Source organism: Chryseobacterium oleae, assembly GCF_900115055.1.
GTDB classification, from domain to species: domain Bacteria; phylum Bacteroidota; class Bacteroidia; order Flavobacteriales; family Weeksellaceae; genus Chryseobacterium; species Chryseobacterium oleae.
On the sequence record NZ_FOVD01000001.1, the window covers coordinates 249,684 to 274,523 of the forward strand.

Genomic DNA, 24,840 nt, shown 5'->3' on the forward strand with positions numbered 1-24,840 from the left:
TTTAATCATTTTTCTCTTCATTAGCTTTCACTACTTTATTCAGAGAGAGTTTTAAATCGTTTACTTCTTTTTGGCTCAGATAAGATATTTCATATTTGAGGATAGTAGAACCGCTATTCTTACTTGAAATTGTAATATATAATCTTTTGATAAAGAATACATTAACAACCTCATATTTCATCAGTTTATACTTCGGAAATTCATCATGAAGCGGTCTGTCTAAAAAAGGAATAATGTTCCTGTTTTTAAAGTTCAGCGCTTCTCCGTCACTGTCGTATTCAAAGATCTGTCTGCCGTTCAGGTGAAAAATCACCAGCAGCAGGATCGGAAGAATAAGAATAATATAACTTTCTTTTCCTACAGCATGAAATCTGTACTCATTGAGTAAAAATACGGCTATCCCAAATATGACCATCATCAGAAGCAGCGTATGTACAAAATTGTAAATTGAAGCTTTGTTGCGGTTGCTAAGTCTCATGTTTGGTGTTTTATGTGATTAGTTTAGTTTTTTTTTAACCTGCGGCCTCATCCAATATTTCCTTCTTCTCAATATCTGCATCTTCCACCACAAGGTTTTCAAGGATAAATACTTGTCTGTCCGGGGTATTTTTACCCATATAGAATTCCAGCAGCTGATCAATCGTCTGATCTTTACCGATTACAACAGGCTCCAGACGGATATCTTTTCCGATGAAGTGTTTAAACTCATCCGGAGAGATCTCTCCAAGTCCCTTGAATCGGGTGATCTCAGGGTTTTTCCCAAGTTCATTCAGCGCTTTGATCCTTTCTACTTCGCTGTAGCAGTATCTTGTTTCTTTTTTATTTCTTACCCTGAACAATGGGGTCTGAAGGATATAAAGGTGACCGTTCTTGATCAGATCCGGGAAAAACTGAAGGAAGAACGTAATCATCAGAAGACGGATGTGCATCCCATCCACATCGGCATCGGTGGATATAATCACCTGATTGTATCTCAGATCTTCCAGGCTTTCTTCGATATTCAAAGCAGCCTGAAGAAGATTGAACTCTTCATTCTCGTACACTACTTTTTTCGTCAGTCCGTAGCAGTTCAGCGGTTTTCCTTTCAGTGAAAATACAGCCTGAGTTTCTACGTCCCTGGACTTGGTGATAGATCCTGATGCAGAATCTCCCTCGGTAATGAAGATCTGGGTTTCCCCTTTTCTTTCGTTTTTCTGGTCGTTATAATGTTGTCTGCAGTCACGCAGTTTTTTGTTGTGCAGCGATACCTTTTTAGCCCTTTCCCTTGCCAGCTTCTGGATTCCGGAAAGTTCTTTTCGCTCTCTTTCGGAGATCAGGATCTTTCTCTGGATAGCTTCTGCAATCTCAGGGTTTTTGTGAAGGAAATTATCCAGCTTGCTTTTCAGGAAGTCAATGATGAAGGTTCTTACGGTTGGTCCGTTCGGGCCCATATCATTAGATCCCAGTTTTGTTTTGGTCTGGGATTCAAATACGGGTTCTTCCACATTGATGGAAATAGCCGCTATAATTGATTTTCTGATGTCTGAAGCATCAAAGTTTTTATTGAAAAATTCGCGGATGGTTTTTACATATGCCTCACGGAAAGCATTTAGATGTGTTCCTCCCTGTGTGGTATTCTGTCCGTTTACGAAAGAGAAGTATGTTTCCGTCTGCGATTTGTCTGAATGCGTGATCGCTAATTCTATATCCGTATCTTTCAGGTGAATGATGGAGTACAGAATTTCGTTTTCCATCTCTTCTTCCAAAAGGTCTTTCAATCCGTTTTCAGAATAATAGGTTTCCCCGTTGAACATTATTTTCAGGCCGGGATTCAGATATGCGTAGTTACGCAGCATCTTTTCTATGTATTCTTTTCTGTATTTGAAATGAAGGAAGATTTCATCATCCGGAACAAAGGAAATCTCTGTACCATTGCGGTCTGAAGTATCTTTTTCTTCGTGGTTTTCGGTAATCAGTCCTCTGGAGAATTCCGCCATCTTCATTTTTCCTTCACGGAAAGACCGTACGCGGAAATATTCTGAAAGGGCATTCACGGCTTTGGTACCTACCCCATTCAATCCTACAGATTTCTTGAAAGCTTTGCTGTCATACTTTCCTCCTGTATTCATTTTAGAAACAGCATCTACCACCTTTCCCAGCGGTATTCCACGGCCAAAGTCACGGATACTGACTTTCCCGTCGTCCACTTTTATTTCGATTCTTTTCCCTGATTTCATTCTGAACTCATCAATGGAGTTGTCCAGAATTTCTTTCAGTAGAATGTAAATACCGTCGTCGGCAGAGGAGCCGTCTCCGAGCTTCCCGATGTACATTCCGGGGCGCAGACGGATGTGTTCCTGCCAGTCGAGGGTTCTGATATTATCTTCGGAGTAGATTGGATTTATTTCTTGTGACATATATGATTTCAGCAAACATACAAAAGTACGAAATTGTACAAAATTATCCGAATTTTTTCAATTCGATTTTTTTCAATATTCAATCTGAACCTTTGCATTATTATCAATCAAATTATATATTTACCATATTATTCAATATCATGTGAAAAAAGCAATCCTTTTCTACTTATTTTATTTCATTTTGCTATTTCCCTCATTATTTTTTGCGCAGATTCCCGGAATGGTCAATTATAATGAAGAAGATGGCCTCAATAGCTCATATACTTATCATTTGCGGCAGGATAAAAATGGTTTTATCTGGATAGGCAGCGACAACGGATTATTCAGATTTGACGGAAAAGATTTTAAGCAGTATGGAAAAGACGAAGGATTAAAAAATATCGACATAATATCCTGTGAGCCTTTGCCTAACGGAGAGGTTTTTATACTTCCTTTCCTGAACGATTTTGCTTATCTGAAAAACGGGCGGGTGATCAATTTAAATATAAACGATTATCTGAAAAACCAGTTTTCAGGCTCAATTCCCAAGATAACGCGTGACGGCAACAGACTTTATTTATACAGCACCCAGAATCCGCGGAATATTTTCATCTATGAAAATGGAAAAGTAAAGAAAAAACCAATCCTTTTAAATGATAACAAAAGAGAATTTTCAACGGTACAATATGACTTCCGAACTCAAAATTTATATTTAAATAATAGTGTTACCGGTCAGATTTTAATTCACAACCTGATCACCCGGAAAGAAAAAGAGATCAGAATAGATCCTGGAAGCATAATCTGCGAAAAGGATGATTTCTTTGTATTTCAGCATCAGGGAAAAATTACGGTCTATCAACGGACTGATCCGCTTCGTATAAAGAAAATCCATTCCTATGATACAAAAGAGAACATCTTCTACGGTGTTATTGATAAACATAATAAACTTTGGCTCAATGTTCAGAATGGCGGTGTTCTGTATTTCAACCAGTCACTGCTAGAAAATAAAAAGAATCTGGACCCTCCTGTAAAAATATTAAACCAGCATATGATCAATAATGTTCTGGTAGATAATGATGATAATGTCTGGTTCAATTCCAGGAACAGCGGTGTTTTTTTCATCACTAAAGCTCTTTTTACCAATCACATCAATTTATCGGTGAAAAGCAATTCCGAGTATATCAAAGCGATCGCTAAAGATGATCAGCACATTATTTTAGGGTACAATAATTCTCGTGGGGCCATTATTTATAAGAATGGGAAAATGCAGGATATTACGCTTGATGAAAACAACAAGGATGAAAACAAGTCTATTTATATTAACAATAATATCTCTATTTTCGGACTGGCCGCTAAGATTGTCATTCATGATATGTCCAACAACAAAAGTGTAAAACTGCAATATAGTTTAAAAAGCATTGTTCCTTACACCCGGAATTCAGTTTTTTTCTGCACGTCCGGCAGCTTAATGACTTACCATTTAAAAACCGGAAAAATCACCAGCCTTCTTGATGAACGAGTATATACGGTTCTCCCTTTTGATACAGAAAATTTATGGGTGGGTAATTTCAGTGATCTGTACAAATTCAATATTAAAAGTAAAAAAAAGACTTTGTTCTTAAAGGGATATTATTTTACCGATCTAAAAAAGTTAAGAGAGAATGTCTATCTGGGGGCAACCAACCTGAACGGAATTATCATTTTCAACGATAAGGGTATTTTAAAGAAAATTGAAAAGAAGAATGGTTTAATTAATGACCAGATAAAAAAAATAGAGGTAGAAAACAAAAATACGTTTTGGGCCAGCACCAATTCCGGCATCTCCCGAATTGAATTCACAGACGATCATAATACGGTAATCACCAACCTCACCCAGACAGACGGTCTGCCATCGAATGCGGTCTCCGGCTGTGTCATCAGAAACGACACCATTTTCATTGGTACATCTAAAGGCCTCGGAATTTTTTCTATAAAAAAACTGCTGACCCAGGAAAAATCGATCCACAAAAAGGTTATTATCAATTCTATAACTATTGAGAACAATGAACATTATGATCTACGTGAGAATCTTACCGGCCATTCCAATAATAATGTTATTTTCAACCTCAGCTTTCCCGATTACGCTTCACAGGGGAAAATAAGTTATAAATATAAGGTGGAGGGCCTTGACGATGCCTGGCAGGTAAGCAATTCCTCAACCATTATATTTAATTCCATTCCTCCGGGAAAATATGTATTCCGGGTTTATGGATTGGGCTACAATGGAAAGCTGTCTTATATTTCGTCTGATCTGCCTTTTGAAATTAAACCCAGATTCTGGCAGACCTTGTGGTTCAGGGTGGCTTTGGCGATTATTATCATCATGATAGTCACTTTGATTATTAATTCGTGGCTGCAGAAAAAGCGTAATAAAAAATTAGAAAAGTTCTTTCATGAAAAGAAAATTGCGGAGCTGGAACTACAGGCCATTAAGGCACAGATCAATCCACATTTCATTTATAATTGCCTCAATTCCATCAAGTTTCTGCTGTTCAAGGAAGACTATCAGGAAACAGAAAACTATCTGGATATCTTTTCACAGCTGATCCGAAAAACACTTCATTACTCAGAAAAAACCTTCATGCCAATAGAAGAAGAGGTAGAATATCTTTCTCTGTATATGGATATGGAAAAGCTTCGCCAAAACGAACTTTTTGATTATGAAATCCATATCTCTGAAAAGGTAAATAAGAGATGGGCTATTCCTTCCCTCTTAATTCAGCCTTTTGTGGAGAATGCGATCAAACATGGAATTTCCAGCCTGAGAAATACCAAAGGCTTCGTTAAAATATCTTTTGAACATACAGATTCCACCCTCTCCATTACGATTGAGGATAATGGCACGGGAATCAAAACTAAAGACGAATCTTCCATACATACGGACTCTTTTGGATTAAAATTATCTCAAAAAAGAATCAAAACCTTTCAACAGCTTTTTGAAACCCACATCACTTTGGAAATCAACGATTTGTCTGACAAATCTGAAAAACAAGGAACACAAGTTAAACTATTCATCAGTCCCTATGAAAACCAAAACACAAATCTGCATCATTGACGATGAGAAACATGGAAGAGATTATATTGCCCTGTTATTAAAAAAGGAATTTCCTGAAATTGAGATCAATTTTGAAGCTTCCAGCGTAGAAGAAGCCTATATTTATCTTACGAAAAACACACCGGATATTTTATTTTTAGACATCCGGCTTAATGATGGTACCGCTTTTGATCTGCTGTCCAAATTCAGAGAGATTTCGGCTCAGATGATCTTTATCACAGCCTTTGAAAATTTTGCGATTCAGGCGATTAAAAACGGGGCCACCGATTATCTTTTAAAGCCTATTAAAAAAATTGATTTTGTGATAGCCGTCAATAAAGCTTTGGAAAATATCAAAAAAAATCAACCCGTATCTACCAATCCTCTACAAGATCATAAAATCATTCTTTCTACCCTTCAGGGCTTCAGAGTGATCGGTATTGCTGATATAGTACGTTGCGAAGCAGATTCCAGCTATACTACTTTTTATCTTGCCAATAAGACCAAAATCATGGTATCCAAAACCCTTCACGAGTTTGAGATGACCCTTCCTGATCTTAATTTTTTCAGGATACACCATAAGCACCTTATTAACGTAGATCATCTTCAGGAATATATTAAAGGCAGAGGCGGCCAGGTTGTTATGAGTGACGGATCTGTTCTGGATGTATCTTTCCGCAGGAAAAATGATTTTCTTCATAAAATAGGAAACGCAGATTAATTTGAGTTCGGGATAAGATATTGGTTTTAGATTTCAGATGATAATTTATTAGCTTAATGACTCTATGGATTAAACAGTTTAAGTACACAGCTTAAAGCTAACAGACCAGCAGGAGTAAGTGAAGCGCAGATTGGTCTGTTATTAAGCTCTTATTAAGCTTTTTTAATGAGAAATAGTTTATGTATCGAATTTCCTAGACTGCCTGTAAGATAAAGAATAAGATAGATTATACGGACCGCAAAAGCATCTGTAATACCATACAAAAAAACAACAAATGATACCTGACAGTAGAAATCACAGAATTTCTACTGTTTTTTGTTTCCACATCGTACATTATTCATATTAAAAAAACATCCTATCAATTCATTTTAAATAATTTTCATCGCCATGTATTGCATTATTATCAATCAAATTCTATATTTACATCATTATTCAATGTAATGTGAAAAAATTATTTATCCTTTTCTCATTGACTTTCATTTTGCTGTCTCCATCATTATTCTTTGCGCAAATTCCCGGAATGGTCAACTATAATGAAGAGGATGGCCTGAACAATTCATATACCTACTCGCTCAGTCAGGATACATCCGGACTTCTCTGGATAGGAAGTGATAACGGTTTGTTCCGATTTGACGGAAAGGAATTTAAGCATTTTAATAATAAACAGGGTTTAAAAAATATAGAAGCTTTATCCTGTATTCCTTTATCCAACGGGGAAGTTTTTGTGGCTCCTTTCCTGAATGACTTTGCTTACCTGAAAAACGGGAAGGTCATCAATTCGGATATGAATAACGAACTAAAAAAAATACAGTTCACCCACAATCCTGACTATTATATTGATGGTAGTGCCCTGTATTTATACTCACCCTATAATCCTAACCAGATCTATTTCTACAAAAACGGAAAGGTAAACAGGATTCCAGTGGATCTCAACATAAAACCAAAGGATGAATATTATTCTTTTGGTCTTAATATACCTGACCATGTTTTCTATCTGTTCAATCAGCATGATGGAGGAAAAGTGATGGCTTATGATATCATCACTAAAAAGAAAACAGTTTGCAATATTTCTGCCGATAAAAGCACATTCATCCTTAGAAAGGGGAATATTTTTGTTTTCAGAAATAAAAGAAATATTGATATCTATACACTGCAACAACCATTTTATTTTAAAAAGATTAAAAGCTATAAGGCGCAGCAAAATGTAGACAGACATATTATAGACAATAATTACCGGCTGTGGCTATGTCTGGAAGAAGGCGGAATTCTTTACTTTAAAGAGTCTCTTCTGGAAGATGGCGAACTCTCCCACCCGGTAAAAATGATGGAAAACTACATCATTAGTGATATTCTGATAGATAAGGACAACAATACCTGGTTTTCTACCCGCAACAATGGTCTTTTTTTCATTGCCGACCGGTTCTTTAAAAACCACATGCAGCTTCCTATCAAGAATAATTCGTCATACATCACCGTCATTGCCAGAAATAACCACGGCATCTATCTGGGATACAATGAGGCAAAAAGCGGTATTTACCATAACGGAAAGGTTACTGACCTTGTTTTTGAAAAGAATATTAAAATAGAACATAAAGCTATTTTCGCGGAAGGAAATACCGTTATATTCGGGCTTACCAGAAGGCTTTTCCAGTACAATACAAAAATCAAAGAAAAGCATCTGTTAAACAATTTTGTTCTGAAGAATATTGTCCCCTATACACCGGGATCTATTCTTCTGTGTACATCAGACGGCCTTATTTCCTACAATTATAAGACAAGAAAATACACAGATGTTCTCAGTAAGGAAAGAATTTATACGGCCCTGCCTTACACCAGTGACAGCCTGTTTGCAGGAAGTTTTAAAGACCTGTACAAAGTAAACACCGTCACCAAAAAGAAAACCCTGTTTCTGGAAGGATATTATTTCACAGATCTCAAGAAGCTCAGAAATAATCTGTACGTTGGAGCCACTAATCTGAATGGCATTGTCCTTTTTGACAATACGAGAATCATCAGAAAAATTACAGAAAGTACAGGACTGACTAACGGCCAGATCAAAAAAATAGAAATAGAAAATAAAAATACATTCTGGGCAAGTACCAATTACGGGCTCAGCAGAATAGAGCTTAAAGGCAATGATGTAAAAATTAATAATTTCACACAAACAGATGGTCTTCCATCCAATACGATAGCCGGATGCGTGATATCCGGCGACACCATCTTTGTAGGAACATCCAAGGGTCTGGGAATTCTTTCCATTAAAAATCTGATGACACAAAAGAATTTTATTGACAAGAAAGTGATCATTAATTCTGTGGTGGCGGGAGGAAAAGAAATTTTTGACACCCATCAGCCATTAACTGGGCAAACTCCTGAAAATGATATCATATTCAATGTCAGTTTCCCCGACTTTACTTCGCAGGGAAAGATAAGCTACCGATATACCATTGAAGGGCTCAGTACCGGATGGCAGACCAGCAGCTCGCAGAAAATCGCTTTCTATTCTCTGCCGCCCGGCAATTATATATTTAAAGTGTTCGGAATCGGATATAACGGGAAACGTTCTTATGCTCCTACTGAAGTACAATTCGAGATTCTTCCCAAATTCTGGCAAACCTGGTGGTTCAAGACTATGATTATCTTTCTGGGTGCCGCTGCACTGTTTATTCTTATTACTGTTTATTTTCAGAAAAAAAGAAATAAAAAACTGGAAACGCTGTATTACGAAAAGAAAATCGCAGAGCTGGAATTACAGGCGATTAAGGCACAAATCAACCCTCACTTTATTTACAATTGCCTCAATTCCATTCAGTTTCTTCTGTACAAAAAAGATTACCGAGAAACGGAGAATTATCTGGAAATATTTGCCCAAATGATCAGGAAAACCCTGCATTATTCAGAGAAAACATTTATGCCAATCAAAGAGGAAGCAGAATATCTTGCCCTGTATCTGAATATGGAAAAACTGAGACTGAAAGATTTGTTTGATTATTCAATCACAATATCTGAAAAAGTCAATGAAAATTGGGTTGTCCCTTCCCTGCTGATCCAGCCTTTTGTAGAAAATGCCATAAAACACGGCATTGCGGGATTAACCGATAGAAAAGGGAACATTCAGGTGTCATTTGATCATAACGGAACTTCGCTTTGTGTCGTTATTGAAGACAACGGTATCGGCATTGGTAACGGAAAACAAAAGAAAGCTGATTCTTTCGGGGTTAAATTATCTCAGAAAAGAATTGAAACATTCCGGCAGCTTTTTGAGACTCATATCCTATTGGAGATTTATGATCTTTATGAAAAAGAACAGAGACCAGGAACCCAGATTAAACTATATATAAAGCCTTATGAAAACCAAAATACAAGCATGCATCATTGATGACGAACAGGATGGAAGAGACTATATCGCTCTTCTGCTGGAGAATGAATTCCCTGAGATCCAGACGGCATTTCAGGCATCAAGCGTGGAGGAAGCCTATATTTATCTGTCTAAAAATACACCGGATATTATTTTTCTGGATGTACAGTTGAAAGACGGGACCGCCTTCGATCTTCTTTCCAAATTCAGGGAGGTAGATGCCCAGATTATTTTCATTACAGCATTTGAAAATTTCGCGATCCAGGCCATCAAAAACAGTGCAGCGGATTATTTACTGAAGCCCATCAGGAAAATGGATTTCATTATTGCCGTCAATAAAGTTTTGGAAAGCATTAGAAAGACTAAAAACGCTTCTGGTATTTCTCTGAATGAAAACAAGATCAGTCTTCCGACCCTTCAGGGTTTCAAACTGACCAGCATCACTGATATCATCCGTTGTGAAGCAGATTCCAGCTATACCACATTTTATTTAACGGATAAAACGAAAATCATTGTTTCCAAAACACTGCATGAATTTGAGGAACAGCTTTCGAAATATAATTTTTTCAGGATCCATCACAAGCATCTGATCAATCTTTCTCACCTTAAAGAATATATCAAAGGGAAAGGCGGCCAGGTGGTGATGGCCGATCAGTCTGTTCTGGATGTTTCCGTGCGTAAAAAGAATGATTTCTTACATAAGATCGAAAACCTGGAATAAAAAACTAAGGTTCAGAACGATATTCCAGCTTTGCAATCATTTTTTTCAGCATCACCGGAACAATCAGCCGATGAAAAGGGCGTACCGGCAGGAAATACAATTTTCCCATCCGGTTGTGGTATTTTACGGTGGTTGAAATCGTTAAAGAATCTGCTTCGGTGCTATGTTTTGCTTTATCATAAAGAAGGGAAACTCTGAAATCAAGGTGTTTATCGTTCTCACCTAGAATAATTTCATGATCTGTCTTATCAAATATGGTGAAAATCCCGACCTGCTCTCCTATTTCAAGATGAAGGTCTTCCGGTCTCAAAGATTCATTTCGCTCTTTTCCGGTTTTCAGTCCGAATATTTTAACAATTCTGTTCCTGAAATCAAACATTTTCTTTCCCCACTGAGGTGTGCTGGTGAAAAAGGCCCTGCCAATATCCGCTGTACTAATATTCCGTTCACCATTCAACACATCTCCTCTGAAGCTGTCTGTATAATCAAAAAAAGATTTTTCTCCGGACAATACAGATTTTGCGGGTAGCTCAGTCTTTTTAATTTTCATGGTCATAATTTTAGGAGATTTAGTTTTATTTTTCACAAATGTAAGGGGCTTGCAGCACAAAGGATGTGAGCAATCTCAGCTTTAAGTTAAAATAAGTTCCTGATTATTTATTTAATCCATATTCAAAAATTACACTTATCTGTCAATCAGATACACTTATTAGAAAATTGTTAACACTTACCAATTCACACAATAGGGAATTTTAAAACCCCTTAATTTTATTCAAAACTAAAATACGGAATGATGTACCAAAGCTTCCGGGCCTTCTCATCTTCCCAAAAACGACCAACCATAAAAACTTTACTAATATGAAACTCAAAAACATTGCAATTTTAGGATTGTCAGCCGGGCTTTTCTTTTTATCAGGATGCCGCGACAGCAACGAACAACTCGAAGAATCTACAGGCATTGCGCCAACAGCTTTAAGCAAAACAGATCCGTCTAACCTGCCACCTCCACCACCGGGAGTCAGGGAAGAATTTGCTCAGGACGGCATTAACATTGATAAAATAAGAGTCGAATATTTCTCTGACGGCCAGCAGGTTGATGTCATTGCTGATCTGGAAGATAAATATCCCGTAGCTTCTCTGGTGAAAAACCCAATCGATCAATCCGCCCTTATCACGGTGAGAACTTTTACTTCCGAAGAAAGATATCTCCAGTATGGCGATCAAAACGGACTGAAGTTCCGGGAAACCAAAGCATTCAATGAGACCATTCAGAAATATGCAGAAGTGAACGGTTTAGTTCAAATGGCAGAAGCCGGAGAACAGTTGCCCGACAGCTATTATGCTTTCGAAAAGCAGCAGTATCAGACTTTTTTCGGAGCATTCAGTCCGGGATGGCTTCGGGTATATGATGATATTATTCCCTATGGTTCCAACAAATATGTCATGTCCCCATTTACCCCAACGCTGGGCTTCTGGTTTTTTGACAACTGGAACAATAAAATCGGATGTTATAAAAGACAACACCTTTATATGGTGGAACACCTGTATGATAAAAAGTTTTTCAGAAAACATTTAGTTTCCCTTTCCGGATGGGGAGGCTCTACCGTGATGTTTTGGGGAATCCTTGGCTATGTCAACAACAGAGTGGAATCTATGATCCTGTTTTAACATAAAGCAAAATAAATAGCTGGCTGTTTCGAAAGAAGCGGCCTTTTTTACGTTGAACTCATTTTGACCATTTTCTTTGAAGTTGTTTAAATTGTTATTTTCTCAAGAATGAAAATAGAAAAATCAGGTCATTTACATTGATCTAATTGATATTCAAAATTTTATCTTTTTACAGTTGGAAAAGCGCAAAGGAACGCAAAGCTTGAACAAAAATGACGATATTTTAAGGCGCAAGAAAATCAGAGATTTTCAGCAAGTTCATTGGCATTTATTGAACGGCCTACAATTTTATCGGAGAGAAAATCCTCGCGCCTTAAAGCATTCGACTTAGAAAAAAAACTTGCGTTCCTTTGCGCTTTTCCAACTCAAAAGTTTAAACAATTTGGTTCTTCTGTTTCATGATTGCAAAAAATAAATTAAATTGGGATCAACAAAATTGATCTTCATGATACAACTTCCTTTATCCAAGCTTTCTAATGTAGGAACTACCATTTTCAGCCAGATGACACAACTCGCCAATGAAAATGAGGCCATCAATCTTTCTCAGGGATTCCCGGATTTCATGCCGGATGCTGAACTGCTGGATCATGTAGACCATTTCATTAAAAAGGGTTTCAACCAATATGCTCCACTGGGAGGGATGATGTCTTTAAAGGAAGAAATCGCCAGAAAAATTGAGAACAGTCATCAGGTAATTTATCACCCCGATTCTGAAATAACGGTTACTGCAGGAGGCACACAGGCTATTTTCACCGCTATTGCCACGTTTGTAAAAAAGGATGATGAAGTCATTATTTTTGAGCCCGCTTATGATTGCTATGAACCTACTGTAGAGCTTTTCGGAGGAATCGTAAAACGTTTTGAAATGAAAGCTCCGGATTATGAAATCGACTGGACTATGGTAAAAGGCCTTGTGAGCGATAAAACGAAGATGATCATTCTCAACAATCCGAATAATCCTTCAGGAAAGATTTTAAAGGAAAACGATCTGCAGGAACTGGTTAGCATCGTGAAAGACACTCCTATCCTTATTCTGAGCGACGAAGTATATGAAAATATTGTATTTGATGGAAAACAGCATTTGAGTATCTGTCACTATCCTGAACTTAAAGAAAGAAGCCTTCTTGTTGCATCTTTTGGAAAGCTGTTCCATGTTACAGGCTGGAAAACGGGATATTGTGCAGCTCCTAAAAACCTTACCGACGAGTTCAGAAAGGTACATCAGTTCAATGTTTTCTGTGTGAATACACCGATCCAGCTGGCTTTGGCAGAATACATGAAAAATGATGATCATTACAATAACCTAAATATATTCTTTCAGGAAAAAAGAGATTTTCTGAGACAGGGACTTGCGGGTACTTCTTTCGGGCTTCTGGACTGTGAGGGAACCTATTTTCAGGCGCTCACCTATGATAAAATTTCCGAGAAAAATGATTTTGATTTCGCTTCCGAACTGACGATCAATCATAAAGTGGCCAGTGTTCCTTTTTCATCGTTTTATAAAAATAAAAGAAATGATCATGTCATCAGATTGTGTTTCGCGAAAAAACAGGAAACCTTAGAAAGAGCAATAGAAAACCTTTCCAGACTTTAAAATTTTATATCAGCGGGGAAAGCAGTCTCGCCAGATGCTCAAAGAACACTTTGGATTTTGGCCTTTTTCTCCAGGATTCTAAGGAGATTTCTTCGCAATCGTTCATATCTTCATGAAACAAATCCTGAAGTTTCTTGTTGATCTTTTGATCAAAAACCAATGCATTCACCTCGAAATTCAGTTCCTGGCTTCGCACATCCATATTCGCGGTACCTACTGAAGAAAATTGATCATCTATGAGCATTGTTTTCGCATGAATAAAGCCTTTTTTGTAAAAGAAAACCCTCACGTTATTCTCTAAAAGTTCTTCATAATAAGAATATGCCGCTGCATTTACGATGACAGAATCACCGGATTTGGGAACCATCAATCTTACGTCAACCCCGGAAAGAGCGGCCTGTTTAATAGCATTCAGCACCGTTTCAACCGGAATAAAGTAAGGCGTAACGATATAGATCCTTTTTTTCGCTGAAAGTACTGCGGAAGTTGTACTCAGCATGATGGAAGGTTTGGTATCCGGTCCGCTGGCTGCAGTCTGGATCAGTGAAGTTCCATCACCTTCGTGTTTTGTAAAATAGAGCTGGGAAATCTCGGGAATTTTTTCCGTTGCAAAAATCCAGTTGCTGAAAAACAAGAACTGAAAATAAAAGGCAGCCTCTCCTTTCATATACAGATGAACATCCCTCCAGTACTGTTTGGGATTAGGGTTAATATATTTATCTGAAACATTAATTCCGCCTGTAAAAACTTCTGCTCCGTCTACAATAATGATCTTTCGGTGATCTCTGTAATTGACCCGGTTCGCGAGAAGTCTGAATGTGATTTTATTAACGGGAGACACCTGTACTCCGCCTTCCTTAAGCCTTTTTAATAGTTTTTTTCCTATTTTTCCACTGCCCATATCATCATACAGAAAACGGATGATCACACCTTCTTTTGCTTTTCTGATCAGCAAATCCGCAAGCCTGTTTCCGATATCATCATTATCATAAATATAATACTCCAGGTGAATGTGATGAACTGCTCTTTCAAGCACCTCAAAAACTTTTTTAAATTTCCCTTCACCGTTGATCAGTACTTCTGCATGATTTCCCTGTGACAAAGGAGAATGCCCGGCATTATACAGAAAATTAACGGTCGTGAGAAACTGGTCTATGTCTTCCCTATGATTTTCCAGCGTTTTATGGTGTGTTTCCCTGATATAAGTACTTATAGCCTGATAAACCTGCTCGTTCCGCTCTATTTTAAAAGTATAAAACTTATTTTTCCGGTAATTCACCCCAAAGACAAAGTAGATGATAATTCCCACCACCGGAAGGAAGATGATCAGCATGAGATAAGCCAGGGTTTTGCTTGTATTCTTCGTATCCATGATAATTTTCCCGGCCAGGAAGATAATCCCGACAAGATAAAGAACTTCGAGCCCTACGAGAATATAGGGAAACTGGTTGAAAAATTCTTTAATCATAGACTTGAAGTTTATTATTGATATTAAAGGTAGGTAAATTTGTTAAAAAACCTCTTTATCCGTTCTATCGGTAATAAAAAATAAGACCAGTCCCTTATCTGAACTGGTCTTATTAATAATATAAGATTGCTTCGTTACTTCGCGCCTCGCAATGACGGGAAGCAAGCGAATTGACCTATTTTCGTCTATAAAAACATTCCTCCTGAAGCCTCAATTCTCTGCCCGGTAATCCAGCCGGCATCTTCAGTACAAAGAAAAGCAACTACCCCGCCGATATCATCCGGAAGTCCGGCTCTGCCTAAAGCGGTAATATTGGAAATCATTGAATTTACATTCTGATCGTCTCTGGTTCTTCCACCTCCGAAATCGGTTTCAATAGCTCCCGGTGCAATCACATTCGCTTTGATTTTACGAGGGCCTAATTCTTTGGCCATGTATTTGGTCAGCATCTCAACACCCGCTTTCATAGAACCGTAAACAGATGATCCCGGAAGGGCGAATCTTGCCAATCCTGATGAAATATTTACAATTCCGCCACCATCATTGATGAAAGGAAGCATTTTCTGTGTCAGAAAGAAAACCCCTTTAAAGTGTACATTGACGATATCATCAAGCTGTTCTTCCGTAGTTTCTGTGATCGGAGCATATAAAGCCGTTCCCGCATTGTTGATCAGGAAATCGATGTTTGAGTTTCCCGTTTCTGTTTCCAGATGATCGGTGATGTTTTTGACAAATGCATCAAAGCTTTTCACATCTCTCGTGTCCAGCTGATAAGCGATGGCTTTTTGACCCAAAGCTTTGATTTCGTTTACAACAGCATCCGCCTCTTCTTTACTGTTTTTATACGTAATAATAACGTCTAGTCCTTTCTGAGCAATTTTTAGGGCTGCATTTTTACCCAATCCGCGGCTTCCTCCAGTGATTAGTGCAATTTTTGTTTTTGTATTCATCTTTTATATGATTTGTTTTACTATTTAATGGTACAAAGTTGGGCAATTTTGCGAAGGATGCGGTTGCCCGAATCAATCTGAAATTTGCAAAATTCAAATCATGAGCGAAATTCCATTGGTGTGAAGGATGTTTTTCTTTTAAAAAAGTTGGAAAAGTGAGCTATTTCTTCAAAACCCAATGCATAGGAAATCTCTGAGACATTCCATTTGGTCTGTCTTAAAAGGATTTTAGCTTCCTGAACCATGCGATCTGCGATAAATTCAGTGGTGGTTTTCCCGGTGCTTTCTTTTAATTTTTTGTTTAAATAATTCACGTGTACAGCCAGACGGTTTGCATAATCTTTGGCTGTTTTCAATTGCAGTCTCTGTTCCGAAGATTCGATAGGAAACTGTCTTTCCAACAGCTCTATGAACAATGAAACCACTCTTAATGAAGCATCATTGGAAGCCGATAATTTCGCAGCAGGCTGCAACTTCTGCCCATAATGAATGAGTTCCAGGACATAGTTTCTGATCAGGTCATATTTGAATACATAATCTGAATCTATTTCATTTTTTATCTTCCCGAAAAGCACTTCTATTTCGTCTGCCAGTTCATCTTCAATTTCAAATAAAGGAATGTTTCCGGGCTGAAATATAGGTAGCTCTTCCAATGAAAACCGGGATTGTGCCTTAATGAAAAAATCTTCTGTAAATACACAGAAACTCCCTGACTGATCAGGATCTTCAGGAACCCAGTGATACGGAACCTTTGGAGTGGCGAACAGCAATGCATTCTTCTTAATCGCAACAATCTTATCTGCATACTCTGCCCTGTTCCTGCCTCTGATCAAACTGATTTTATAGTACTTACGCCGGTTATACGGCATTTCTGAAGTCATTTTTACCTTTTCTATGGTCTGCCTGATATCAAAAACATTAAAGTGTCCGATATCTTTACCAAGCCCTTTTGGAAAAATACTTTCAAGGTCTTTTCCCAGCTTGGCGGTCATTTCTTTATAAAAATCTTCAAGGGTTGCATGAGCGATCTTTTCCATAGCGAACGATTTGTAAAATTCAAATATACAAAGTTGCTGTTATATGAAAATCAAATACAACTGAAATTTTAAAATGTCATTCAATGAGTATTTTTTATACCTTGGTTCAACCAAACAACAACCTATAATTATTATGAAAAATCAAAATTTAGAAAACGGGAAAAAATTAAATAAGAAGGAATTGAGAAGCATTACCGGTGGATTGATGATCTGTCGTGATCCAAAAACCAATCAGTGCCGGATTTTTTCACAAGGCTGTGCCGATCCGCAATGCAGGCCCAACCCATTGGATTAACCGATGAAACAGAGTACCATTCCAAAAGGAGTGGTATTTTTTTATGAATATCACAGATCAATCAGCCGTACACCCATATTAAAACAACATATTTATTATTTGTTTAAATATTTATCATAATCAGGTGATATAATATCAATTTTTTTCTTTATTTTAGTTAAAGCTAACACACTAAAAATCAAAACAATGAAAAATCAAGATTTACCTAAAGGGAAAAAACTGAACAAAAAGCAATTAAGAAGCATCACAGGTGGGCTCATGGACTGTATTGATCCCATGACCGGAGGATGCAGAAAAATATCAATAGGATGTGCACAATTACAATGCAGACCTTTCATAGATCCTTTATAAAAAATTAAATGAGCCGCTCATAATGGGAGCGGCTTTTTTTATGTTTCTCCATCATCCCCTATAATTTGGAATATTTTTTCTTCACTACGTGATATATGTTGATATTTTTCATATCTTAGTTTTTCAACTAACGTATTAAAAATCAAAACAATGAAAAACTCATTTTTACAAAGAGGGAAAAAATTAAGTAAAAAAGAACTCAAAACTATTGCCGGAGGTAAGCTGGACTGTATGGAACCTGTTTTATGTACAGACCCACCTTGCGAGGTATTCTCCTCTGACGATCCAAGAGCATGCACAAAAATTTCTGTAGGTTGTGCACAGAAAATATGCAGACCGCAATAACTTTCACTACTACCGTAAATCACTGATAAAATAACGACAAGAACCATGAAAAAAAACATTCTACAAGAAGCGAAAAAGCTAAGCAAAAAAGAACTTAAAACTATTGCCGGAGGCATGATGAATTGTATGGAACCTATTCTTTGTACAGAATTTCCATGCGAACCAATTCCTCCAGGGGATCCAAGAGCGTGTACAAAAATTTCTGTCGGCTGTGCACAAAAAATATGCAGGCCGCAACCGGAGCCGGTATTTGTACCGTAAGCTTTAGTATACAGACTATTAAAAAAAAACTAACTAATCAAATCAAAGACCATGAAAAAAATAATTTTACAAAGCGCGAAAAAGCTAAGCAAAAAAGAACTTAAAACTATTGCCGGAGGTAAGCTGGATTGTATGAGGTCAAATCCTTGTATGGAGCCTTGTGAGCAGATCCCTCCCGGTACCTGTACCCGAATTTCTGTCAACTGTGCACAAAAAGAATGCAGACCACAGATTATCGATATATCCATTCAATAGCCTTTACTGTAAAAACAATTATTGAATATAATAAACCAAAAATCAAATCATCATGAAAAATCAGAACTTAAGCAACGGTAAAAAATTAAACAAAAGAGAATTAAGAACAATTGTTGGCGGAAAAGAAATGTGCATTGATCCTTTTACAGGAGAATGCAGAAAATACGGAAGAGGATGCGCTGAACAGCAGTGCCAACTGATCATTATAGATCCTATCGAGCGTTTATTCTAATATCAAGAAATATTTTTAAAGAACCACTCTCCTGCAGGGTGGTTTTTTTATGCAAAAAACGCTTCCCATATTGCGTGGAAGCGTTTTTCATTTATAACTAACTTTAATATATTCTTATACGTTGAATCTAAAGTGCATGATGTCTCCATCCTGAACGATATATTCTTTACCTTCTACAGAAAGTTTTCCGGCTTCTTTAATTTTCACTTCAGAACCGTACGTTAAATAATCATTGTACTTGATTACTTCTGCACGGATGAACCCTTTTTCGAAGTCTGTGTGGATCACTCCGGCAGCCTGTGGAGCTGTCCATCCCTGACCAATTGTCCATGCTCTTACTTCTTTTACACCCGCTGTAAAATACGTCTGAAGCTTCAGTAAGTCGTAAGCTTTTCTGATCAAACGGTTTACTCCAGGCTCTTCAAGACCTAATTCTTCAAGGAAAATCTCTCTTTCCTCAAATGTTTCAAGCTCATTGATATCTGCCTCGATCTGTGCTGCCAAAACAACAACTTCTGCCCCTTCATTCTTAGCCATCGTTTCGATTTTCTCTATCCATTCGTTTCCGTTTTTGATAGAATTTTCGTCTACGTTGCATACATACAATACCGGCTTTTTCGTTAAAAGCTGGATATCATCAATGATGGGCTGCGTTAAGTCATTAACAGGAAATTCTCTTGCATTCTTTCCATCTTCAATGAACTTCTCTAAGTTTTGAAGGGTTTCGTATACAAGGATATCGTCTTTCTTTCCGGACTTGATGAATTTTTTAGCTTTTTCAACTGCTTTTCCTACCGTTTCAAGGTCTTTCAGCTGTAACTCGATGTCGATGATTTCTTTATCTCTCATCGGATCTACAGAACCTTCAACGTGGATGATATTACCATTGTCAAAACATCTTAAAACGTGGATAATAGCTTCACACTCGCGGATGTTCGCAAGAAACTGGTTTCCCAATCCTTCTCCTTTGCTCGCCCCTTTTACAAGACCTGCAATGTCAACGATTTCAACTACCGCAGGCAGTACTCTCTCCGGATTAACTAATTTTTCAAGCTCGAATAATCTCTGATCCGGTACCGATACCGTTCCTAAGTTCGGTTCTATGGTACAGAAAGGATAGTTCGCAGACTGTGCTTTAGCATTGCTTAAGCAGTTAAAAAGAGTTGATTTACCTACATTCGGAAGGCCTACAATTCCACATTTCATATTGTAAAATTCAAAGTTTAATGTTCAATGATACGATTTAAGTTCAAGGTTTAGGGTCTTGTATGCAAAGGCTTTCCTTTATCAACTCCGGACCATTGAACTTTCAGCCTGCAAAGGTAGTGAATTTATGGGGAGATTCATAATAAAAAAATCTGTCAGTAATTCTGACAGATTTTTAATAATTTTAGTTCACCGATTGGTTTTTATGGATTCTCACCGGTAGCTTCCTGAGCCAGAGGAACGTCATTCGGTGCATTCTGCAATGCTTTATCTAAAGTAAATAATGATTCATCTGTAGCTCTGTCTCCCCCTGCAATTTTTAATTTATCAATCAGGTTGGCAGCCAGTGTTTCTTCTTCGATCTGTTCCTGAACGAACCACTGCATGAAATTCCAGGTTGCCCAGTCTTTTTCTTCCAATGCCATATCTACAATTTTATAAATCGCAGTCGTATTGTCTACTTCATGTTTAAAGACGCCATCGAAACAGGCCGTTAAAGAGTCCGGATCGGCTGGAGGAGCCGGAATGGTATCTACTTTCGGTTTTCCGCCTCTGTTCAGTACATATTCCATGAATTTGATGGAATGGTTTCTTTCTTCCTGCGAGTGTCTGTAAAGGAAATTGGCGATTCCCTGATAACCTTTGTCATCTGCCCATATTCCATAAGATAGAAAAACGTGTGACGCGTGAATCTCTTTGTTCATCTGATCACTCAATGCTTTTTCAATAGTCGCGGAAAGTCTGTTGGTATTCATAATGGTATATTTTTGTGATTATGGAAATAATAATGCAAAAATGGTTCCGCCCGTGTCTCTTTTTTCTTCCAATAAATTTGATATCGTTTATAAATCATTGATTTAAAGATAATTAAATGTTTAATTTATAGTTATTCTAAAATAAATTGATGTCATTTCTCGAATGGGTTTTGTGTTTTTTTGGTGAACGCAAGGACGCAAATTATTTTCTGATTCGACTGTTTTAAGGCGCAAGGATTTTATCTTCGATAAAATTTCATGCCGTTAAGTAAGGTGTTATTTAAAGAAAAAACGGTTCAAAAAGATCATTTTCTGGTGAATGCTAGGGTGCAAATTATTTTCTGATTCGGATGCTTTAAGATGCAGAGATAGTATCTCCATAAAATTTTATACTTCTGATTGGATGTTTTATTTAAAAGAAAAACCAGTCCTTTTCTGAACTGGTTGTATTGTGGTTTTATTAAACGTAAAAGGTTTTTATTCGATTTTTTTCAGGCTGCTGAATCCAACTGATAATTGTGAGTTATGACAAGACTAATACTAACTTCCAGCCTCCTTCTTCCCTCTTCCAGCCCTTTACTTTATCTTCTTAGCCATATAATCACTTTCATTTCCAAGTCTGTCGACTGCTTTTATAGCTACTGCATTGAGTTTCTTGCCGTCTTTAAATTTCGGAATGTCTTTTGAAAGCGTGTCTAAAGTAAGGATTTCTGTTTCCCAAACTCCGTTATACTGGGTGAAAAGTACCCATTGAAATACATCACCTATATTTTTAGTGCTCCAGCTTGTTCTGGCTGAACTTCCGCTGTCTGTCACAAAAATAGTAGGGGTCTGCAATGGAATGGCTTTGATCCAGGATGTTTTCGGAATCAGAGCTTTTTCTTTATATGGGCCATTTTTCAGGATAGGAAGCATATTGGCATTTTTCGTAAGTCCGGCAATACTCCAGTGGATTTCTCCGGCATCGTTCTTTAAGATCTGTCTGGAAACTTCAATCTGATTTTTAATTTCCGTAGGTCGATCTGATACTTTGATCTCAACGGTATTCAGTCCCGGCCACAGGTGACGGTTCATTGTATTTTCAGATTTCCACCAGTTCAGTAAAGCTTCAAAACCCTGCCCTTTTGAATCAATCGGCCAGTACAGCTGTGGTGAAAAATAATCTACCCAGCCTTTATTCAGCCATAATTTAGCATCAGCATACAATTCGTCGTACTGGGATGAACCTACGATTCCTTCAGGATATCCGGGTTTCCAGATCCCAAACGGACTGATTCCAAATCGTACATAATTTTTCTCTGCATGAATTTCTTTATAAATTCTTTCCACGAATTTATTCACGTTGTCTCTTCTCCAGTCTGCTCTGGACAATGTTCCGCCGTTTCTCAGATACTCATTCCAGCTTGCATTATCCGGAAAATCTGCCCCTCTGTTGTATGTGGCGTAAGGATAGAAATAGTCATCAAAGTGAACAGCATCGATATCATATCTTTTCACAATATCTTTTACGACATTGGAAACGTGGCCCTGCGTTTTTGGATTAGCGGGATCAAACCAGTACATTCCGTTCTTTAATTTAATCACGATGTCGGACAGCTTGCTTGCCATAGAAAGACTATTAACAGCTCCTCCGTTTGAATGATGGGCACGATAAGGATTTAACCAGACATGCAGCTCCAAACCTCTTTTATGCGCTTCTTCAATCCAAAACTGAAGGGGATCATAATTAGGATAAGGAGCGGTTCCGGTTTGTCCGGTCAGAAAGTAAGACCAGGGTTCAATATTACTCGTATACAAAGCATCTGCAGAAGGTCTGATCTGGAAAATGGCTGCATTGAAATTATTGTCTTTCAGCATATCGAGCATGCTTATCGCTTCTGCTTTCTGCTGATCCACCGTTAAGTCATTTCTTGAAGGCCAGTTGATATTGGCTACGCTCGCAATCCATGCGCCACGGAATTCTCTTTTAACTTCGGGAAGAACAGTTCTGAAGTTTTCATCTGCCGGAGGAACTGGTGTTCCGGGTTTTACTACGGCAACCGGTTCTTTAGGTTTTGATATATTGGTATTGGGCTTTGCTGTATTTTTTGTCGGGGTTGCTTTTACGGTATTGTTCTGGACGGAGCAACTGGCATATGATGCAAAAACTCCGGCTAAAACAGTAAGCTTTATGATATTCATTCTCATCGTCTGCAAACTACTTTAAAATTTATTTTTTCTAAGAGATTATTATGCCAAAATAAACATTTTAAGACATAGTATAATAAAAAAGCCCCGAAAAATTCGAGGCTTTTCTTATATGTAAGAATTTCTTATGCTTTCGCAGATCTGTCCATTCTTTTTCTTTCTTCTTCAGAAAGTACTTTCTTTCTCATTCTGATGAAGTTTGGAGTCACCTCAATCGCTTCATCACCTTGGATATATTCCATACATTCTTCAAGAGAGAATAAGATTTTCGGTGCAACACCTGTATCTTTATCTTTACCTGAAGCTCTCATGTTGTTCAATTGTTTTGCTTCAACGATGTTTACTACCAAGTCACCTGGCTTGTTTTGTTCACCGATGATCATACCTGCATAGATTTCCTCACCCGGATCTACATAGAACTTACCTCTATCCTGTAGTTTAGCGATAGAATATTCTGTAGCAGGACCTTGAGTTTTGCTGATCAATACTCCATTACTTCTTCCAGGAATCGCACCTTTGAAAGGCTTGTATTCTGTGAAACGGTGAGCCATAATAGCTTCACCAGCGGTAGCTGTCAACATTTGAGAACGCAATCCGATCAAACCTCTTGAAGGAATTTCGAATTCCATATGCTGCATTTCTCCTTTAGTTTCCATAATGTGAAGGTCACCTTTTCTCTGAGTAGCCAAGTCGATTACTCTTGAAGCAAATTCTTCAGGAACGTCTACTACTAAAGATTCATAAGGCTCACATTTTTCTCCGTCGATTTCTCTAAGGATAACCTGTGGCTGACCAATTGTCATTTCATACCCTTCTCTTCTCATTGTTTCGATCAAAACTGACAAGTGAAGAATACCTCTACCGAAAACAAGGAATGTGTTGGCATCATCAGTTTGTTCAACTCTTAATGCTAAGTTTTTCTCTAATTCTTTTGTTAATCTTTCTTTCAGGTGGTTAGAAGTAACATATTTACCGTCTTTACCGAAGAAAGGTGAATTGTTGATAGAGAACGTCATGTTCAATGTAGGCTCATCAATTGCAGTTCTTGGCAATGGTTCAGGATTTTCAAGATCTACGAATGAATCACCGATTTGGAATGCATCAAAACCTACAACAGCACAGATATCACCTGCTTTTACTTCTGTAACTTTTTTCTTACCTAAACCTTCAAAAACATAAAGTTCTTTTACTTTTCCTTTCAATACTTTACCGTCTGCCTGAGCTAAACCGATCCACTGAGATTCTTTGATCTCACCTCTGATTACTTTTCCGATTGCGATTCTTCCTAAGAAAGAAGAAAAGTCAAGGGAAACGATTTGCATCTGTAAGTTTCCTTCCTCTACTTTAGGTTCAGGAACATATTGTAGGATACCATCTAATAATGGGAAAATATCTTCTGTCTGCTCTAATGAAGTGTTGAACCAACCTTGCTTGGAAGAACCATAGAATGTTGGGAAATCAAGCTGCTCTTCAGTAGCCTCAAGGTTGAAGAATAAATCAAATACCTGGTCATGAACTTCTTCAGGACGACAGTTTGGTTTATCTACTTTATTGATTACCACTAATGGTCTAAGTCCTAATTCCAATGCTTTCTGAAGTACGAATCTTGTCTGAGGCATTGGCCCTTCAAAGGCATCCACCAACAAAATAACTCCATCCGCCATTTTTAAAACTCTCTCTACTTCCCCACCGAAATCGGCGTGACCGGGAGTATCGATTACGTTAATCTTAACGTCTTTATAAGTAACAGAAATATTTTTAGATAGAATGGTAATACCTCTTTCTCTTTCAAGATCGTTATTATCCATTATTAATTCTCCACTTTCCTGATTTTCTCTGAAAATGTTTGTAGCATGAATAATCTTGTCAACCAAAGTCGTCTTCCCGTGGTCAACGTGTGCGATAATCGCAATATTTCTAATGTTTTGCATGAATGATTTTTACGGGTGCAAAAATAGTGATTTCTAATGAATAATAAGCAAGAATAT

At 37.6% G+C, this 24,840-nt stretch carries 22 protein-coding genes; 12 read left to right on the forward strand and 10 right to left on the reverse strand.

Features of this window, described 5'->3' with window-relative positions:
* Position 1: 1 nt before the first annotated feature.
* Both BM143_RS01195 and BM143_RS01200 read right to left on the reverse strand, forming a co-directional pair.
* On the reverse strand, positions 2-478 hold the full coding sequence (locus tag BM143_RS01195; RefSeq protein ID WP_090022080.1) for a hypothetical protein: 477 nt from the start codon (positions 476-478) through the stop codon (positions 2-4).
* Between the two features lie 34 nt (positions 479-512).
* Positions 513-2,396, reverse strand: coding sequence for a DNA topoisomerase IV subunit B (locus tag BM143_RS01200; protein ID WP_090022083.1), 1,884 nt, complete (start codon positions 2,394-2,396; stop codon positions 513-515).
* Positions 2,397-2,616: 220 nt separating this feature from the next.
* Here BM143_RS01200 and BM143_RS01205 point away from each other — a divergent pair, with 220 nt between their 5' ends.
* The 4 genes from BM143_RS01205 to BM143_RS01220 all read left to right on the forward strand — a co-directional run bounded on the left by BM143_RS01205 (position 2,617) and on the right by BM143_RS01220 (position 10,248).
* Positions 2,617-5,469, forward strand: a complete 2,853-nt coding sequence (locus BM143_RS01205) for a sensor histidine kinase (RefSeq protein ID WP_139221957.1) — start codon at positions 2,617-2,619, stop codon at positions 5,467-5,469.
* Complete coding sequence (locus tag BM143_RS01210; protein WP_090022086.1) at positions 5,438-6,169, forward strand: LytR/AlgR family response regulator transcription factor; 732 nt, start codon at positions 5,438-5,440, stop codon at positions 6,167-6,169. The genes BM143_RS01205 and BM143_RS01210 overlap by 32 nt, the downstream gene beginning before the upstream one ends.
* A 442-nt stretch (positions 6,170-6,611) precedes the next feature.
* Positions 6,612-9,548, forward strand: coding sequence for a sensor histidine kinase (locus tag BM143_RS01215; protein WP_139221958.1), 2,937 nt, complete (start codon positions 6,612-6,614; stop codon positions 9,546-9,548).
* Positions 9,517-10,248, forward strand: a complete 732-nt coding sequence (locus BM143_RS01220; RefSeq protein WP_090022091.1) for a LytR/AlgR family response regulator transcription factor — start codon at positions 9,517-9,519, stop codon at positions 10,246-10,248. Before BM143_RS01215 ends, BM143_RS01220 begins: the two co-directional genes overlap by 32 nt.
* 4 nt (positions 10,249-10,252) lie before the next feature.
* Here BM143_RS01220 and BM143_RS01225 read toward each other — a convergent pair whose 3' ends face one another.
* A complete protein-coding gene (locus BM143_RS01225) occupies positions 10,253-10,798 on the reverse strand; it encodes a DUF2867 domain-containing protein (protein ID WP_167375215.1) in 546 nt (181 codons plus the stop codon).
* Between the two features lie 308 nt (positions 10,799-11,106).
* On the opposite strand from BM143_RS01225, the gene BM143_RS01230 reads away from it, so the two are divergent.
* Both BM143_RS01230 and BM143_RS01235 read left to right on the forward strand, forming a co-directional pair.
* Positions 11,107-11,916, forward strand: a complete 810-nt coding sequence (locus tag BM143_RS01230) for a hypothetical protein (RefSeq protein WP_090022098.1) — start codon at positions 11,107-11,109, stop codon at positions 11,914-11,916.
* A gap of 445 nt (positions 11,917-12,361) precedes the next feature.
* The gene (locus tag BM143_RS01235) at positions 12,362-13,510 is read left to right on the forward strand and encodes a methionine aminotransferase (RefSeq protein ID WP_090023854.1); all 1,149 of its coding nucleotides are present in this window, start codon (positions 12,362-12,364) and stop codon (positions 13,508-13,510) included.
* 4 nt (positions 13,511-13,514) lie between these two features.
* Here the strand turns inward: BM143_RS01235 and cls are convergent, their stop codons facing one another.
* From cls to BM143_RS01250, 3 genes are all read right to left on the reverse strand, one after another.
* Positions 13,515-14,978, reverse strand: a complete 1,464-nt coding sequence (gene cls / locus BM143_RS01240) for a cardiolipin synthase (RefSeq protein ID WP_090022101.1) — start codon at positions 14,976-14,978, stop codon at positions 13,515-13,517.
* A 185-nt stretch (positions 14,979-15,163) separates the two neighbouring features.
* Positions 15,164-15,928: an SDR family NAD(P)-dependent oxidoreductase gene (locus BM143_RS01245; RefSeq protein ID WP_047456408.1), complete on the reverse strand. Its 765-nt coding sequence runs from the start codon at positions 15,926-15,928 to the stop codon at positions 15,164-15,166.
* Positions 15,929-16,026: 98 nt separating this feature from the next.
* Entirely contained in the window at positions 16,027-16,965 is a 939-nt protein-coding gene (locus BM143_RS01250; protein WP_090022103.1) for a helix-turn-helix domain-containing protein, read from the reverse strand.
* 133 nt (positions 16,966-17,098) lie between these two features.
* Between BM143_RS01250 and BM143_RS23675 the strand changes: the two genes are divergently transcribed.
* From BM143_RS23675 to BM143_RS01265, 6 genes are all read left to right on the forward strand, one after another.
* The gene (locus BM143_RS23675) at positions 17,099-17,260 is read left to right on the forward strand and encodes a bacteriocin (RefSeq protein ID WP_139221959.1); all 162 of its coding nucleotides are present in this window, start codon (positions 17,099-17,101) and stop codon (positions 17,258-17,260) included.
* A gap of 186 nt (positions 17,261-17,446) precedes the next feature.
* The gene (locus BM143_RS23680) at positions 17,447-17,611 is read left to right on the forward strand and encodes a bacteriocin (RefSeq protein WP_139221960.1); all 165 of its coding nucleotides are present in this window, start codon (positions 17,447-17,449) and stop codon (positions 17,609-17,611) included.
* Positions 17,612-17,761: 150 nt separating this feature from the next.
* Positions 17,762-17,956, forward strand: coding sequence for a bacteriocin (locus BM143_RS23685; RefSeq protein WP_139221961.1), 195 nt, complete (start codon positions 17,762-17,764; stop codon positions 17,954-17,956).
* A gap of 45 nt (positions 17,957-18,001) precedes the next feature.
* Positions 18,002-18,217 (forward strand): bacteriocin, encoded by a 216-nt coding sequence (locus BM143_RS01260; RefSeq protein WP_090022110.1) that lies wholly within the window; start codon positions 18,002-18,004, stop codon positions 18,215-18,217.
* 51 nt (positions 18,218-18,268) lie between these two features.
* Entirely contained in the window at positions 18,269-18,472 is a 204-nt protein-coding gene (locus BM143_RS23690; RefSeq protein ID WP_139221962.1) for a bacteriocin, read from the forward strand.
* Between the two features lie 52 nt (positions 18,473-18,524).
* Positions 18,525-18,704, forward strand: a complete 180-nt coding sequence (locus BM143_RS01265; RefSeq protein ID WP_047456416.1) for a hypothetical protein — start codon at positions 18,525-18,527, stop codon at positions 18,702-18,704.
* Between the two features lie 114 nt (positions 18,705-18,818).
* Here the strand turns inward: BM143_RS01265 and ychF are convergent, their stop codons facing one another.
* The 4 genes from ychF to typA all read right to left on the reverse strand — a co-directional run bounded on the left by ychF (position 18,819) and on the right by typA (position 24,783).
* On the reverse strand, positions 18,819-19,910 hold the full coding sequence (gene ychF / locus BM143_RS01270; protein WP_034725191.1) for a redox-regulated ATPase YchF: 1,092 nt from the start codon (positions 19,908-19,910) through the stop codon (positions 18,819-18,821).
* A gap of 203 nt (positions 19,911-20,113) precedes the next feature.
* On the reverse strand, positions 20,114-20,665 hold the full coding sequence (locus BM143_RS01275) for a ferritin (protein WP_090022113.1): 552 nt from the start codon (positions 20,663-20,665) through the stop codon (positions 20,114-20,116).
* 576 nt (positions 20,666-21,241) lie between these two features.
* Positions 21,242-22,852 (reverse strand): glycoside hydrolase family 10-like protein, encoded by a 1,611-nt coding sequence (locus BM143_RS01280; protein ID WP_090022115.1) that lies wholly within the window; start codon positions 22,850-22,852, stop codon positions 21,242-21,244.
* A gap of 125 nt (positions 22,853-22,977) precedes the next feature.
* Positions 22,978-24,783: a translational GTPase TypA gene (typA, locus tag BM143_RS01285; RefSeq protein ID WP_047456424.1), complete on the reverse strand. Its 1,806-nt coding sequence runs from the start codon at positions 24,781-24,783 to the stop codon at positions 22,978-22,980.
* Between the last annotated feature and the right edge of the window lie 57 nt (positions 24,784-24,840).